This window comes from Mesorhizobium sp. Cs1299R1N1 (assembly GCF_037179655.1).
Taxonomy (GTDB): Bacteria; Pseudomonadota; Alphaproteobacteria; order Rhizobiales; family Rhizobiaceae; genus Mesorhizobium; species Mesorhizobium salmacidum.
Genome location: NZ_JAPYKR010000003.1, coordinates 531,024 through 544,879, shown reverse-complemented (window position 1 = coordinate 544,879; position 13,856 = coordinate 531,024). Strand labels below are relative to the sequence as shown.

The 13,856-nt window shown below is 66.9% G+C and carries 14 protein-coding genes; 7 read left to right on the top strand and 7 right to left on the bottom strand.

The annotated features are described in order from the left end of the window. Window positions 1–194 precede the first annotated feature (194 nt). Window positions 195–1,697, bottom strand: a complete 1,503-nt coding sequence (locus tag O7A70_RS09575) for an ATP-binding protein (RefSeq protein WP_337140157.1) — start codon at window positions 1,695–1,697, stop codon at window positions 195–197. Between the two features lie 336 nt (window positions 1,698–2,033). Further along, entirely contained in the window at window positions 2,034–2,744 is a 711-nt protein-coding gene (locus O7A70_RS09570) for a glutathione S-transferase family protein (protein ID WP_337140156.1), read from the bottom strand. A 198-nt stretch (window positions 2,745–2,942) separates the two neighbouring features. Here O7A70_RS09570 and O7A70_RS09565 point away from each other — a divergent pair, with 198 nt between their 5' ends. Together O7A70_RS09565 and O7A70_RS09560 are read left to right on the top strand one after the other, a co-directional pair. Further along, window positions 2,943–3,251 (top strand): hypothetical protein, encoded by a 309-nt coding sequence (locus O7A70_RS09565; protein ID WP_027146346.1) that lies wholly within the window; start codon window positions 2,943–2,945, stop codon window positions 3,249–3,251. Between the two features lie 155 nt (window positions 3,252–3,406). Beyond that, complete coding sequence (locus O7A70_RS09560; protein WP_337140155.1) at window positions 3,407–3,730, top strand: endonuclease domain-containing protein; 324 nt, start codon at window positions 3,407–3,409, stop codon at window positions 3,728–3,730. 78 nt (window positions 3,731–3,808) lie between these two features. Here the strand turns inward: O7A70_RS09560 and O7A70_RS09555 are convergent, their stop codons facing one another. The 3 genes from O7A70_RS09555 to O7A70_RS09545 all read right to left on the bottom strand — a co-directional run bounded on the left by O7A70_RS09555 (window position 3,809) and on the right by O7A70_RS09545 (window position 6,651). Next, complete coding sequence (locus O7A70_RS09555; protein ID WP_337140154.1) at window positions 3,809–4,639, bottom strand: aldo/keto reductase; 831 nt, start codon at window positions 4,637–4,639, stop codon at window positions 3,809–3,811. Between the two features lie 87 nt (window positions 4,640–4,726). After that, the gene (locus tag O7A70_RS09550; RefSeq protein ID WP_337132484.1) at window positions 4,727–5,359 is read right to left on the bottom strand and encodes a Vgb family protein; all 633 of its coding nucleotides are present in this window, start codon (window positions 5,357–5,359) and stop codon (window positions 4,727–4,729) included. Between the two features lie 71 nt (window positions 5,360–5,430). Continuing rightward, a complete protein-coding gene (locus O7A70_RS09545) occupies window positions 5,431–6,651 on the bottom strand; it encodes a helix-turn-helix domain-containing protein (protein WP_337140153.1) in 1,221 nt (406 codons plus the stop codon). 326 nt (window positions 6,652–6,977) lie between these two features. On the opposite strand from O7A70_RS09545, the gene O7A70_RS09540 reads away from it, so the two are divergent. Further along, window positions 6,978–7,724 (top strand): DUF899 domain-containing protein, encoded by a 747-nt coding sequence (locus O7A70_RS09540; RefSeq protein ID WP_337140152.1) that lies wholly within the window; start codon window positions 6,978–6,980, stop codon window positions 7,722–7,724. A gap of 96 nt (window positions 7,725–7,820) precedes the next feature. Further along, window positions 7,821–8,078 (top strand): hypothetical protein, encoded by a 258-nt coding sequence (locus O7A70_RS09535; RefSeq protein ID WP_337140151.1) that lies wholly within the window; start codon window positions 7,821–7,823, stop codon window positions 8,076–8,078. A 15-nt stretch (window positions 8,079–8,093) separates the two neighbouring features. Here the strand turns inward: O7A70_RS09535 and O7A70_RS09530 are convergent, their stop codons facing one another. Both O7A70_RS09530 and O7A70_RS09525 read right to left on the bottom strand, forming a co-directional pair. Then, the gene (locus O7A70_RS09530) at window positions 8,094–9,092 is read right to left on the bottom strand and encodes a bestrophin family protein (RefSeq protein WP_337140150.1); all 999 of its coding nucleotides are present in this window, start codon (window positions 9,090–9,092) and stop codon (window positions 8,094–8,096) included. 54 nt (window positions 9,093–9,146) lie between these two features. Next, window positions 9,147–9,764: a TetR/AcrR family transcriptional regulator gene (locus O7A70_RS09525; protein WP_337140149.1), complete on the bottom strand. Its 618-nt coding sequence runs from the start codon at window positions 9,762–9,764 to the stop codon at window positions 9,147–9,149. Window positions 9,765–10,015: 251 nt separating this feature from the next. On the opposite strand from O7A70_RS09525, the gene O7A70_RS09520 reads away from it, so the two are divergent. The 3 genes from O7A70_RS09520 to O7A70_RS09510 are packed head-to-tail and all read left to right on the top strand — an operon-like array spanning window position 10,016 to window position 13,816. Beyond that, window positions 10,016–10,513 carry a (2Fe-2S)-binding protein gene (locus tag O7A70_RS09520; RefSeq protein WP_337140148.1) on the top strand — a complete coding sequence of 166 codons (498 nt, stop codon included), beginning with the start codon at window positions 10,016–10,018 and terminating at the stop codon, window positions 10,511–10,513. Then, a complete protein-coding gene (locus tag O7A70_RS09515) occupies window positions 10,510–11,568 on the top strand; it encodes an FAD binding domain-containing protein (protein WP_337140147.1) in 1,059 nt (352 codons plus the stop codon). The genes O7A70_RS09520 and O7A70_RS09515 overlap by 4 nt, the downstream gene beginning before the upstream one ends. Next, window positions 11,558–13,816 (top strand): xanthine dehydrogenase family protein molybdopterin-binding subunit, encoded by a 2,259-nt coding sequence (locus O7A70_RS09510; RefSeq protein ID WP_337140146.1) that lies wholly within the window; start codon window positions 11,558–11,560, stop codon window positions 13,814–13,816. Before O7A70_RS09515 ends, O7A70_RS09510 begins: the two co-directional genes overlap by 11 nt. The last annotated feature ends 40 nt before the right edge of the window (window positions 13,817–13,856 follow it).

The following is a 13,856-nucleotide window of genomic DNA, read 5'->3' as shown; positions in this document are numbered from 1 at the left end:
ACCGATCGCCGCACATCGGGACGGACCGGCTCATCATCCCATCGGGATGGCGGGCGGTCGACGGTGTCATCACCGTCCAGTTAGGGTGGCGGCGTCGCACGGCTGGCCCTCACCGAAAGCCGACAAGCGACCGCATCCGGCCGGTCTTGCCAGGATGCCTGCGACAGCCCAAGGTTGAATGCTTCATAGCGCTCTCACAGCGCCAGGCTCCCCTGCTCCGCCTCCTCGGCGTTGGGGTCGCCGGGCGCCGTGGCCCAGGCGAGTTCGACCAGCGTCACGGTGCGCCGGCCGGCGCCGTCGAGCTGGCAGACGATGAGACCCTGCTCCTCGATATAGGTGAGCAGCCGCCGGGCCCGGCGCATGGAATGCGAGCCATAGGCGCGGGCGATCGCGCCATCGCTTGGGCACGGCCAGCCCTCCTTCGCCGCGCGCGCGATCATCATGAACACGCCCTGCATGTCCTCCGGCAGCAGCGAGGCGCGCACCGAGACGTCGCGCCACACATCGTCCTCGCTGGTTTCAGACCCCAGCCCGGCACGGGCGCGCGTCAACATGCGGCGGAATGCGGGCAGATCAGGCACGACCGAAGCGAGACCCTCGATGCGGCAGCGTACGACGAACTCCTGGTAGAGCACGCCGATCACGCGGAAGCCTGCGTCAGGTTGTGCAAGAATGGCGCGCAGCACGCGGTCCACCCGCTCGCGCCGCTCCGCCAGATCCTCGGCGCTGATTTGCGGCTCCGCCGGTTCGGGGCGGATGTCGCGCGGCGCCGATTTCGCCGCCATCAGCTGCTCCAGCAGGTCCGGCGACGCCACCCGGCGTGGCGCGCGCATCGTCTCCGGCGGCGGGGCGGCCAGGATGATGGCGCGGGCGTCCTCGAGCGCCGCCTCCGGCAGCGGCATCAGCCTGGGCGTGCCGTTGCGCGGGCTGGTGTCGGTCGGGCCGATGCGCAGGCCGAGCGGGCGGCGCGACAGCGCCGGCCCCAGCGCCATGAACTGCCCGCGCTCCAGATCGCGAAAGGCTTCCGCCTGCCGCCGCTCCATGCCCAGGAGATCGGCGGCGCGCGCCATGTCGATATCGAGGAAGGTGCGGCCCATGAGGAAGTTGGAGGCTTCCGCCGCGACGTTCTTGGCGAGCTTGGCCAGCCGCTGCGTGGCGATGATGCCAGCCAGCCCCCGCTTGCGGCCACGGCACATCAGATTGGTCATGGCGCCGAGCGAGAGTTTGCGCGCCTCGTCCGATACCTCGCCGGCCACCGCCGGCGCGAAAAGCTGCGCCTCGTCGACCACCACCAGCATCGGGTACCAGTGGTCGCGCGCGACCTCGAACAGCCCGCCGAGAAAGGCGGCGGCCCGCCGCATCTGGTTCTCGGCATCGAGCCCTTCCAGGTTGAGCACGGTCGAGACGCGATGGATACGCGCCCGCTCGCCGGCGGCCTGCAGCCCGCGCTCGGTATGCTCCTCGGCATCTATGACCAGATGGCCGTATCGTTCGCCCAGCGAAACGAAGTCGCCTTCGGGGTCGATGATGGTCTGCTGCACCCAAGGCGCGCTCTGCTCCAGGAGCCGCCGCAACAAATGCGACTTGCCGGAGCCCGAATTGCCCTGCACCAGAAGGCGGGTCGCCAGCAATTCCTCGAGATCGAGCTTCGCCGGGTCGCCCGCCGTCGTGTGTCCCATCTCGATCGCAACGGTCATGCCAGACTCATCAGCTCCTTCGCAGACGGGCTTATCAACCCGATCGCGGCCCGTCGAGCGTGGCATGGCCGGCGATTCGCGTTGCGCACAGCCGAGAGAACGACGAAGTGGCCGCGATGGACGGCCGAAACCGGCGGGCCGCCTGCCGTTTACAGCCCTGACCTGTGGATAGTAACCACTTGTTCACCATGGGCCGGTGTTCCGATTGCGGACACCAGGCATCCGCCTAACCTGACCCTGCATCGTGCCCCAACGTGATGCACCCAACGCCCCCAAAGGCGGCCGGCGTCTTCAAGTTTCTCTCCAAACGTATACGCCGGTCGCCACCCCTTTCGGTTACAGCCTCGGCGCCGCCTCATGCGGCTCGATCTGTCCCGGGACTGGCGGCAATCGCGGCGAATCCAGACCCTCGAAGGGATCACGCCAGGCGTCGATGGCTTCAAGGCGCCCGTACCAGCGGGTGAGCGCGGGATAATCACCAAGCGGCAGCCCAGCGACGTCGTTGAACGGCAGGAACGTCGCCATGCGGAAGTCGGCATACGAGACTTCGTCCCCGACCAGCCATTGCCGGCCCGCAAGCGCGCTCTCCAGGATCGCCGCCGTCGTGTGAAACAGTTTCAGCCCCTCCTCGACCAGTTGGTGATCGATCGGCCCGATGTGATAGCGCTGCTTGGTGCCGCGCTCGAAATGCACCATGTCGCAGGCCCGCACGAAATTCTCCTTGCCCCAGCTCAGCCAGCGGATCATGTCGGGCTCATCCTCGCCGCTGCGCCAGAAATCCGAACCCATGTCGCGCGACAACCGGCAGGCTATGGCGTCGGCCTCCCACAGGCTGCCGCCCGGCCACGCCAGTATGGGGAGGGAAAGGTTGGGATTGAGCGGCCGGAATCGCTCCGCTTGCCCCGGCGCGAACGGCGACGCGAATTCGAAGGTCACTTTCGCCCCGAGATGACGCGCCACCGCGACCCCCAGGCGCGGATTGGGGTTGCGGCTGAAGTACAGTTTTGTTTCCACTCCAGCCGGCGTCGGCTCGACACTGTCACTCATGAATGCCTCTCTTTGTCCCGGCGACCATCGCCAGATCAAGGACGGATGCGGCTGGTGCAATCCGACCAATCATACATTCCCAGCGGACCGGGCGGAACGAGCAGCCCATTGAAACAGGACGGGTCGTGCAAAGTTTGGGTTGACCGCCTCCGGTGGCGAGGCGACACTTCATCCCGCAGCAAGGCAGGAGGAAGAACGATGGATGAGCCCGACCGCTGGCGCCACATGTCCAGCGCGCCAAAAGACGGCAGCCGGATACTCGTTACGGTCCGCCCGTCCGAGCAGGGGCCAGCGGAAGTCGACCTCGCCTACTGGTCACGCGCCGATCAGTTCGGTGAGGAAGGCTGGCGCGCCTCCGATTCCTCGCCCGGCCGCGTCGTCGAATACGCCGAGCCGGAGCTGAAGTGCTGGATGCCGATGCCCTCGGCCAATCTCAGCCGGGGCGCCTCGATGCCGGCGCCATGGGAAGGCGACGACGCGCAACAGCTGGACGGCTCGGGGATTTAACGCGCCGAGGGCGAAGCCGCCGATCTCCCCCCCCTCGTGGGGGAGATGTCCGGCAGGACAGAGGGGGGCGCCGTAGAGCGCCAACCTCAATCACAATCGAAGCTGCCATGCCGCATACGCCATTGCCCCCACAAAACCGCGCAAACGCTCGATCGATGCGCAAGGTCATGACCGACGCGGAGTTAAAGCTCTGGAATGAACTTCGCGCGCATCGGCTGATGAGGCTTGGCTTTCGAAGACAATTGCCTATTGCCGGCTATATCGTCGACTTTGCGTGCCCTCAGAAGAAGCTCGTCGTCGAACTCGATGGATCGCAGCACGGCGACGCAGAGCTTGCAGCGGCCGACACCTTCAGGACGAAGCGGCTGGAACAGGACGGCTGGACCGTGCTCCGGTTTTGGAATGACGATGTCATCCGCGACATCGAAAATGTCTGCCAGCATATTGTCATCGTGGCGGGTTTGGGTGGTACGGACTGAGAGGCCGGCGGGACAGTGCCCCCCTCTGCCCTGCCGGGCATCTCCCCCACGAGGGGGGAGATCGGCCGATTGGCACGCTCAGAACAAAAAGGCTGCCGTGGCCGGGTTCGGCCCGTTGCGGCCGTCAGCCGAATCCATGCCGGCGATCGTCTCCAGGTCCTGCGCGTCCAGTTCGAAATCGAAGACGTCGAAATTGGCCGCGATACGGTCCTGGCGGACCGATTTCGGGATGACGATCAGCCCTTGCTGGAGATGCCAGCGGATCATCGTCTGCGCGGCGGACTTGCCGTGTTTGCGGGCAATGCCTGATATGGTCGGATCGCTCAGCAGGCGGCCGCTGCCCAACGGACTCCAGCTTTCCGTATGAATGTCGTGCCGGGCGTGAAACTCCCTGAGCGCGCGCTGCTGGAAGTGCGGATGCAACTCGACCTGGTTGACGACTGGTGTCACGCCCGTCTCGCCGATGATGCGTTCCAGATGATCAGGATTGAAATTCGAGACGCCGATCGACTTGATGCGGCCGGCCTGCTTCAGCTCGACGAGCGTCTTCCACGCCTCGACATATTTGTCCTGGCTGGGCACCGGCCAATGGATCAGGAACAGGTCGAGCTGCTCGACGCCGAGCTTCTGCATCGTGTCGTCGAAGGCACGAAGCGCCGCATCGCGCTGGTGGGCACCGTTGCGCAGCTTCGAGGTGATGAACAGCTCGCTTTGCGGCACGCTGGCGGCGCGGATCGCCTCGCCGACCCCTTCCTCGTTCTGATAACCCTCGGCGGTGTCGATCAGCCGGTAACCGGCCTTGATCGCCCAGCCCACTACCTGCGCGGTGATGTCGTGATCGACCTGCCACACGCCAAGGCCAAGCGCGGGAATGGCGGCGCCGTCGTTCAACGTGATCTGTTCGGGCATGATCTGGTCCTTTTGCGGGGGGATGGTCCAGCCTATCTAGGCCCGACATCGCGCAACGGCCAGTCGCCGAGGGAAAATTCGCGGTCCCTATTTCGGCCGACGCACCGCCCGCACCACGCCGGCGTTTCCGCTGCCGCAGAAGAGGCGGTCGCCGCCATCGGACTCCAGCCCCGAGACGCCCATGCCGGCAGGCATGTCGAGCTTCTCCAGGACCTTGCCCGTCCGTGGGTCGACGCGGCGCAGTTCGCTTTCGTCGCCCTCCCAGGTGGCGTGCCACAATTCGCCCTCGACCCAGGTCACCCCGGTGACGAAACGGTTGGATTCGATGGTGCGCAGGATCGCTCCGGTCTCGGGATCGATCTGGTGGATCTTGCGCTCCCGGTGCTGCCCCACCCACAGCGTGCCTTCGGCCCAGGTCAAACCGGAATCGCCGCCATTGCCGGGTGCCGGAATGGTGGAAAGCACCTCGCCCGTGTCGGGATCGATCTTCTGGATGCGGTCCTTGGCGAGCTGGAAGAAATGCCGGCCGTCATAGGCGGTGCCGGCGTGCGCCGCGACATCGATCGAACGCAAGGCCTGCCCGCTCTCCGGGTCGAAGGCGTTCAGCCTGTCGCCCGAGGCGAACCAGACGTTCTTGCCGTCAAAGCTCACCCCGGCCACCGTCTTGGCACCGGGAAAGGGTCCGTATTCCCTCAAAATTTCGGCCGCTGAATGTTTCATTTCTTGATCCTTTAGTGTGGTCGTCATCCCGCTGACCTTTGCAGGCCGGCATCACCTGAATATCGACACACTTAGCCGTTTGGCAGCGGCGCCGGGAGTAACAAGGTGGTCGTGAAACCCGCCACCGGCGGCGTCATCCAGCGGCGCGCCCGGCCTTGGCCGAAGGACTGCACCTTGCCGGCCTCGGCAAGCGGCTCGAGCGCCCGTTGTACGCTGCGCTGGCCGGTTCCAAGCGCCAGCGCCAGGGCCGAGCTCGACCAGGCCTCGCCGTCGGCCAGCAAGGCCAGCACGGCCGCGTGCCGCTCCTCGATCGGCCGCGCCAGCACCATCACCGCGCGCGCCTGGCGCGGCGCCAGCGTGAAGCCATGCTTGGTGGCGCTGATGCCGGCCAGTGCGCGAAGCTCGGCGCGCAGTCGCCCGATCTCGACGCGCAGGCGCGCGCGATGCGATTCATCGGCATGCCTGCCGCCGAAGGCCCGCGCCACGAGTTCGCCCCGCGACACGTCCCCGGGCCAGGCCTCGGCGAGCGTCCGCGCCAAGGCGAACAGCACAGGCCGGCTTGCCAGCGAAACCGTGGTCCGCCCAGCGCGCACGGCGTAGCGGAAAGCATCGACGACCAGCGCCGGCGATCCCTGCAACGCCTCGACCTCTTCGAGCAGCAGCGGCTGCTCCCTGCCCTGCGCGATCAATCGCGCCGCGGGTGTTTCCAATGCCTGCCACGCGCTGTCGACCTCCGCGATAAGGCCGGGAATGCCGGCCTTGCGGGCGGCATGTCGCGCCCACTCCAGCGCCGCGCGCGCCGGCCTGGTCCGCAGGCGCCGCATGGCGATGCCGGCGACGGCGAGCTCGTGCGCGGCCCTGGCCGCCGGCGGAAGCGGCGCCGGGTCGAGCCCGGCCAGCACATGCTCGGCCTCGTCGAGGCGGCCGATCAGCAGCAGGCGGCGCACCTTGAGGTGGCCGGCATGCGCCGCGTTCAACCGGTCGCCGTGTTTTTCCAGCGCCGTGCGGGCCGCGTCGAGCGCCTTGGCCGGCCAACCGAGATCACGCGAGACCAGCGCGATCTCGGCCTCGGCGACGACGCATCTGGCGCGCGCGACCGCCTCTTTCGGGCTGAAGGCGCGCGCGGCCCGCCGCAACAAGAGCTTGGCGCGATCGAAGTCGCCGAGCTGCGCCATGGCGATGCCGCGCAGCGCCAGCGCCGGCGCATCCTCGCGCAGGGCGACGCGGTCGAGCGCCCCAAGCGGATCGCCGGCCGCCAGCGCCAGCGCTGCCGAGGTGATCAGCGAGTCCATTCAAATCCCGTCACACTTGTAACTCCCACCTCGGCACCGAGCCGCCCTAACTTACGTCAGTACCGTCAACCAGCAAGTCGGCCCAGCAAGTCGGCCCAGCAAGTCGGCCCAGCAAGTCGGCAATGACGGCACGCATAGGAGATACAAAAGATGCCTGCTTCCATCGACCCCGACCTCGACACGGCCAATGATACGGCCAAGCACGCAGCACGCCACCCTTGCTGCGCCGGACCGGATCTCTTGGATTCCGCCGCGCCTGCGGCACCCCGACATCCCCAGGCAACACCACACCGCAACGACGCCACGACTGGCAAAGGAGAAGACCAATGACCATGACGATGAAGACCCCGCCGATCGTTTCACGGCAAGACTGGGAAGCCGCGCACCAAAAGATGCTGGTGAAGGAGAAGGCGACGATGCGCGCCAGGGACGCGCTGTCGGCCGAACGCCGGCGCATGCCGTGGACGGAAGTGGACAAGGCTTATGTCTTTGAGGGCCCCGACGGCAAGGTGAGCCTGCTCGACCTGTTCGAAGGCCGCCGCCAGTTGATCGTCTACCGCGCCTTCTTCGAGCCTGGCGTCTATGGCTGGCCGGAGCACGCCTGCCGCGGCTGCTCGCTCGGCGCCGACCAGGTCGGCCACCTCGCCCATCTCAACGCCCGCAACACCACGCTTGCCTATGCCTCGCGCGCGCCACAGGCCGACATTGCGCGGCTGAAGCAACGGATGGGCTGGGAGATGCCCTGGTACACGATCACCGACGGCTTCGACAAGGATTTCGGCGTCGACGAATGGCACGGCCACAACGTGTTCATTCATGATGGCGACCGCATCTTCCGCACCTATTTCATCAACAACCGCGGCGACGAGGCGTTGGGCACCGTCTGGAGCTATCTCGACGTCACGCCGCTCGGCCGCCAGGAGCTCTGGGAGGACTCGCCCGAAGGCTACCCGCAGACCCCGCTCTACAGTTGGTGGAACTGGCACGACAACTACGAAGCCGGAGCCGACAAGAAATGGGCCGAGGTGTCCGCCGCCGGCGAAGCCGCCTTCCGCGACAAGGACAAGCAGTAACCGGCGCAGGCCTGTCCAGCCTGGGTTCCTCTCCCGCCTCCGGCAGGGCCGAGGACCCAGGTCCCGACGGGTCGCAATCACCAAGGGAATAAGACCATGAGCGATATCCAATCCGGCATCGGCAGCGCCGAGAATGCCGCCCCTCGTGGCATCGCCGACTGGCTGTGCCTGGCAGCAGCGCCCACCTTCGCACTGATGGCGCTGCTTTCCCGCCTTCAAGGCGGCGATGCCGCCATGCCATGCATGGGCGCCTCGCCGCTGGCCGGCTCAATCCTGACCGGGATGCCCGCCATGTACCTGCTGATGAGCGCTTTCCACCTGGCGCCCTGGCTGCGGGTGATCTCCCGCCGGTAGGCGCCCGCTCCCGCCTCACATCGCGATGTCGTTGACCGGCGGCAAGGGCTTGGGAAGGTCGCTCTCGCCGAGCCCGGCGCGAATCTCGATCTCGATGTCGCGGCAGATTTGCGAGATCGGCACATCGTTGGCGTTGCCCTCGAAAGGGTTGGCGCTGCTCTCGCCGACTTGGTCGAGGGACATGTAGGCCCAGCCCAGCAGCGTGCTGAACGGGATTGTCAGCCAGATGGCGATCGAGCCGAGCATGCCGTCCAGTTTGCCCATGTCGGCGAACACCGGAACCACGCCGAACGGCAGCAGCGTGCAGAAGATCATGACGAACATGGAACTGACGATGGCGTATTGCCGGGGATAGGGATTGTTCTTTATACGGTCGCAGCGCGCCTGCTGGTCGTGGAAGTCGCGGATCAGCTTCGTCAGTTCGACATAGACCTGCGCCGGAACCTTGGCGTCCTTGAGCAGCCCGTTGACCTGGACCGACTGCATTTCGAGCAAGGCTATCGCCGGACGAGGCGATTTCAGGACATCAACGGTTTGGTCGCCCAGCAGCGGACGCAATTCGTCGGCGATCGAGCCCCCGTCCTCCTGGATGTGGTAACGCCGCCTGTATTCGATATTGGCGGCCTTCCCCATCGATTCCCACGGCATCGGCCGCCGCAGTGCGTATCGCAGCGCCGTCATCCAGGCGATGTGGCGGTAGATGAGCTTCCGAGCCGTCGGCGCATCGAGGAAGTCCCGGCAGAAATTGGACCACATCCGGCTGCTGGCCGTGATCTGCGTGAAAGCCTGCAGCGCCTCACCGCTGCGGGTGAGCACCTGCGAATTCTTGAAGCCGGCGACGAGCGATACGGTGGTGCCGAGCACCAGCACCACCGACCATGGCACGGAGAACCCGGCAATGCCCGGCAGGCGGTAGGCCGCCACGGCCAGCCCGCTCACCACCACCATGTAGAGCACGCTGCGCCGCGACCACAGCGCGAAATCGACCACCTTGTAGGAACGGCCTACATACATTGAATGCCCCTCAAATCATCCTGTCGCGCACGGTTGCGCGGCCATTATCCCCGTTCACCCAGCCTTCCCTGCCCCGAACCGCAAGCCGTCCATCAACAGCTTCACCAACCGCCGCGAACGGTCGCGCCACTCAGGCGTGTCGGGCGCCGAGTAGATGCCGCCTAGCGCATGCAGCACGTCGGAGGCATCGACGTCGCCGCGGATCGTGCCGTCGGCCACCGCCGCCTCGACCAGTTGCCGCAGCGCCTGCGAGACCCGGCCCGACGTGTCGGAGAAGAGCGTCGAATTGGTGGTGAACAGGATGCGCAGGCTGGTCGCCAGGCCGCGCTTGGTGGCGATATAGTCGACGAAGCGGCGCATCCACTCTTCCAGAGCTAGATCGGAGGGATGTTTTGCCGCAAGCTCGCCGGCCGCCGCGCATAGCGCCTCCGCCTCGCGGCGGTAGACCACCTCGACCAGATGCTCGCGCGTCGGGAAATGCCGGTAGAGCGTGCCGATACCGACGCCGGCGCGGCGCGCGATCTCCTCCAGCGAGGCATCGATGCCGCGCTCGGCAAACATAGCCGCCGCGACCTCGGCCAGCCGGTCGCGGTTGCGCTGGGCATCCGCGCGCAGCGGTTTGTCGGCGGCGGCGGGTTTTTGGTCGACAGTTGTGACGGGCTCAAAAGCCAATTTTTTTCTCCACCAGGGATATGGGGGCTTGAACCATGCCCGGCCAGCCCCCACGTAGATAAACGGAGGCGCCTCCGTTTTAGTGGAGCACCTTTATCATATAATCAGGGAGCCCGGTATGTCACGTCTTTCGAAGCCGCAAGCTGTCACCTTCCCTACCCGCGGCGGATTAGCCGCCGCCTGACCTTGTCCTTCCCCTCCCAAGCGCCAGATCATCCCCCTCAGCGTCAAGCAACTGGAGCCAGACGCCCATGACCACCCTTCCCATCTCGCTTACCGTCAATGGACACCGCCACGAACTCGAGGTCGACACCCGCGTCACCTTGCTCGACCTGCTGCGCGAGCGGCTTGAGCTCTCCGGTACCAAGAAGGGCTGCGACCGCGGCCAGTGCGGCGCCTGCACGGTGCTGGTCGACGGCAAGCGCATTAATTCCTGCCTCGCGCTGGCGGTCAGCCACGACGGCGCCGAGGTGCTGACCATCGAAGGCGTCGCTCACGGTGAAGAACTGCATCCGGTGCAGGCCGCCTTCATCGCCCATGACGGCTTCCAGTGCGGCTTCTGCACACCCGGCCAGATCATGAGCACGCTCGGCCTGATCGCCGAAGGACAGGCTGGAGACGATCCCGAGCGTATCCGCGAGGGGCTGAGCGGCAACATCTGCCGCTGCGCGGCCTATGGCGGCATCGTTGAGGCCGTTCTGGAGGCCCGGCAACACCTTGCCGGAACCGACCGGAGGACCGCGGCATGAGAGACTTCGATTTTATCAGGCCGGCCACCATCTCCGACGCCATAGCGGCGGCGGCCGGACCGGGCTCGGCCTATCTCGCCGGCGGCACCAACCTGCTGGATCTGATGAAGGGCGGCATTACCAGCCCCGAACGGATCGTCGACATTACCCGGCTGCCGGAACTCAATCGCATCGAAACGCTCGATGATGGCGGCCTGCGCATCGGCGCGCTGGTCCGCAATGCCGATCTCGCACACGATCCGGCCTTCGCCAAGGCCTATCCGGCGGTGGCCGAGGCGCTGCTGTCAGGCGCCTCTGCGCAACTTCGCAATGCCGCCACCGTCGGCGGCAATCTGTTGCAGCGCACGCGGTGCAGTTACTTCCATGACACCGCCAGTGCCTGCAACAGGCGCGAACCCGGTTCCGGCTGCTCGGCACTGGGCGGCGAGAACCGCCTGCATGCCATCCTGGGCTGGAGCGATGCCTGCATCGCCACCCATCCCTCCGATTTCTGCGTGCCCCTGGTGGCGCTGGACGCCGTGGTCGAGATCGAGGGCAAGGAAGGCCGGCGCCATGTGACGCTGGAGGAATTCCACCGGCTTCCGGGCGACACCCCGCAGCGCGAGACCGTGCTGGAGCCGGGCGAGTTGATCGTTGCGGTGCGCCTGCCGGCGGAAGCAGCTTCCTTCGCCGCTCACGCCCGCTATTTGAAAGTGCGCGAACGCACCTCCTATGCCTTCGCGGTCGTTTCGGCGGCCGCGGCACTTGTCGTCGATCGCGGCAAGATCCGCGGCGCAAGGCTGGCGCTGGGCGGCGTGGCGGCCAAGCCGTGGCGCGCGCGTTCGGCGGAAGCGGTGCTGCTTGGCGCCGATGCCGACGAGGCGAGCTTCGTTCGCGCCGCGGATGCCGCGTTGTCCGACGCCAGCCCCTCCGGCGACAATGCCTTCAAGATCGAGCTTGCCCGCCGCATTGTCGTCAGGGCGCTGATGGCCGCAAAGGCCGGAACGCCCGAGCGGATGCCGGCTCTTCCTGCCTCCCCCTTTTCCTCCATTCCCGGAGTGCGCCATGACGCTTGAACTCAGTCTCAACCAGCAACCCGCCCATACGCGGCAGGGCTCCAGCATCGGCCAGCCGCTGACCCGCCGCGACGGATTCTTGAAAGTGACGGGGGCGGCGCGTTACGCCGCCGATAACCACCCGCCCGGCATGCTCTATGCCGTGCTCGCCGTCTCGAGCATCGCGCGCGGCCGGGTCGCGTCGCTGGATATCGAGGCGGCCAAGGCGCATCCGGGCGTGGTCGAGGTGATGACGCCACTGAACCGGCCGGCGCTCGCCGTCGATCCGGATGCCAAGGACCATCCCTTCATGTTCCGGCTCGACCTGCTGCAGAACGATGGGGTTCGCTATCCCAACCAGAGCATTGCCGTGGTGATCGCGGAGACGCTGGAAGCGGCGACCGAAGGCGCGGCGCTGCTGTCGCCGCGCTATGAAACGCTGCCGGCGCGCGTTGGTCTCGATGGCGGCAAAAGCTTCGTGCCGCGCGGCGTCGGCGTCGGCAACCCGGCGGTGCAGGAGAAGGGCGATGTCGAGGCCGGCCTCGAATCGGCAAGAACGCGGATCGAGGCGGCTTACGAGACGCCGGCGCAGTACCACAATGCCATGGAGCCCCACGCAATCGTCGCTGCCTGGGATGGCGACCAGCTGACGATCGACACGCCGAGCCAGGGCCTTGCCATGGCGCAAGGGCGCATCGCCGGCCTGTTCGGCATCGCGCCGCGGAACGTCCACATCCGCAGCCCGTTCCTGGGTGGCGGTTTCGGCTCCAAGGGCATGATCTCCGGGCCACAGGTGCTCGGCATCCTGGCGGCGCGTCTCGTCGGCCGCCCGGTCAAGCTGGTGCTGCGGCGCGAGCAGATGTACGGCCCGGTCGGCCATCGCGCCCCGACCCGCCAGACATTGCGCATGGGCATGGATGGCGAAGGGCGGCTGACCGCGATCTCCCACCACGCCAGGACCACATCGAGCACGTTCGACGATTTCTTCGAACCGGCGGCGGACGCCTCGCACACGCTCTATGCCAGTCCGGCCATCGCCACCTCGCACGATGCCGTGCGGCTCGACACCGGCACGCCGCTGTTCATGCGGGCGCCGGGCGAGGCCACCGGATCGATCGCGCTGGAAAGCGCCATCGACGAGGCGGCCCATGCCTGCGGCATGGACCCGCTGGAATTCCGGCTCAGGAATTATGCCGAAGTCGAGCCCATGACCGGCAAGCCGTTCTCCTCCAAGGCGCTGCGCGAATGTTACGAACAGGCGGCCGAGGCGTTTGGCTGGGCGAGCCGGCCGCTGCAGCCGCGGCGGATGCGCGACGCGGACGGTTTCCTTACCGGCTGGGGCATGGGCACGGCGACGTTCCCGGCGCTCATGTTCCAGGCCGAGGCACGCGCGGTGCTGAGGGCCGACGGCAGCGGCTTGATGGAGACCGGCGCTCAGGACATGGGCCAAGGCGCCTGGACGGCCTTTGCCCAGATTGCGGCAGACGGGCTGGGGCTCGACATCGACCAGGTCGATTTCAGGGCCGGCAGTTCCGACCTGCCCAATGCGGGCATCGCCGGCGGGTCGGGTCACACGGCGACGGCCGGCATGGCCATCCACAATGCGGGTGCGGCCGTTATCGCCAGGCTTGCCGATCTCGCCACGGGCAACGAAGCCTCGCCGCTGTTCGGCGCCGGCAATGAAGGTGTCCTGGCGCGCGGCGGACGCCTCTACCGCCGCGATGACGAAAGCCGCGGCGAAAGCTATAGCGAGATCCTCGCCCGCCCGGGTCTTGCCGAGATCGAAGGCCATGGCAAGGGCGCTCCGGATCCGGCGTCGCAGGAGACCTACGCCAAGCACGCGCATGGCGCCGTGTTCGCCGAGGTGAAAGTCGACCCGGATTTAGGCCAGATCCGGGTCACCCGGCTGGTCGGCGCATTCGCCGCCGGACGGGTCATCAATCCGCGGCTGGTGCGCAGCCAGTATTATGGCGGGATGATCTGGGGCGTTTCCTTCGCGCTGCATGAGGAAGCCGTCACCGACCGGCGCTCCGGCCGGATCCAGAACGCCAACCTCGCCGAATACCATGTCCCGGTGAATGCCGACGTGCCGTCGGTCGAGGCGCTGCTGGTTCACGAGGACGACCCTCACGTGAACGCACTCGGCATCAAGGGCGTCGGTGAAATCGGCATCACCGGCACGGCCGGCGCCGTGGCCAATGCGGTCTGGCACGCGACCGGCGTGCGCCCGCGGCGCTTTCCGATCCGGATCGAGGACCTGCTGGGGTGAGGAGCGGTCCGTCCGAAGCAACGGTTGGACCCTCCCCAAT

Bases quoted from the DNA above. Each gene is read 5' to 3' on its own strand.
- O7A70_RS09515 (WP_337140147.1), top strand. From the start codon at position 10,510: ATGAGAGACTTCGATTTTATCAGGCCGGCCACCATCTCCGACGCCATA.
- O7A70_RS09550 (WP_337132484.1), bottom strand. From the start codon at position 5,359: ATGAAACATTCAGCGGCCGAAATTTTGAGGGAATACGGACCCTTTCCC.
- O7A70_RS09560 (WP_337140155.1), top strand. From the start codon at position 3,407: ATGCGCAAGGTCATGACCGACGCGGAGTTAAAGCTCTGGAATGAACTT.
- O7A70_RS09535 (WP_337140151.1), top strand. From the start codon at position 7,821: ATGAGCGATATCCAATCCGGCATCGGCAGCGCCGAGAATGCCGCCCCT.
- O7A70_RS09530 (WP_337140150.1), bottom strand. From the start codon at position 9,092: ATGTATGTAGGCCGTTCCTACAAGGTGGTCGATTTCGCGCTGTGGTCG.
- O7A70_RS09555 (WP_337140154.1), bottom strand. From the start codon at position 4,639: ATGCCCGAACAGATCACGTTGAACGACGGCGCCGCCATTCCCGCGCTT.
- O7A70_RS09510 (WP_337140146.1), top strand. From the start codon at position 11,558: ATGACGCTTGAACTCAGTCTCAACCAGCAACCCGCCCATACGCGGCAG.
- O7A70_RS09570 (WP_337140156.1), bottom strand. From the start codon at position 2,744: ATGAGTGACAGTGTCGAGCCGACGCCGGCTGGAGTGGAAACAAAACTG.
- O7A70_RS09540 (WP_337140152.1), top strand. From the start codon at position 6,978: ATGACCATGACGATGAAGACCCCGCCGATCGTTTCACGGCAAGACTGG.
- O7A70_RS09565 (WP_027146346.1), top strand. From the start codon at position 2,943: ATGGATGAGCCCGACCGCTGGCGCCACATGTCCAGCGCGCCAAAAGAC.
- O7A70_RS09520 (WP_337140148.1), top strand. From the start codon at position 10,016: ATGACCACCCTTCCCATCTCGCTTACCGTCAATGGACACCGCCACGAA.
- O7A70_RS09575 (WP_337140157.1), bottom strand. From the start codon at position 1,697: ATGACCGTTGCGATCGAGATGGGACACACGACGGCGGGCGACCCGGCG.
- O7A70_RS09545 (WP_337140153.1), bottom strand. From the start codon at position 6,651: ATGGACTCGCTGATCACCTCGGCAGCGCTGGCGCTGGCGGCCGGCGAT.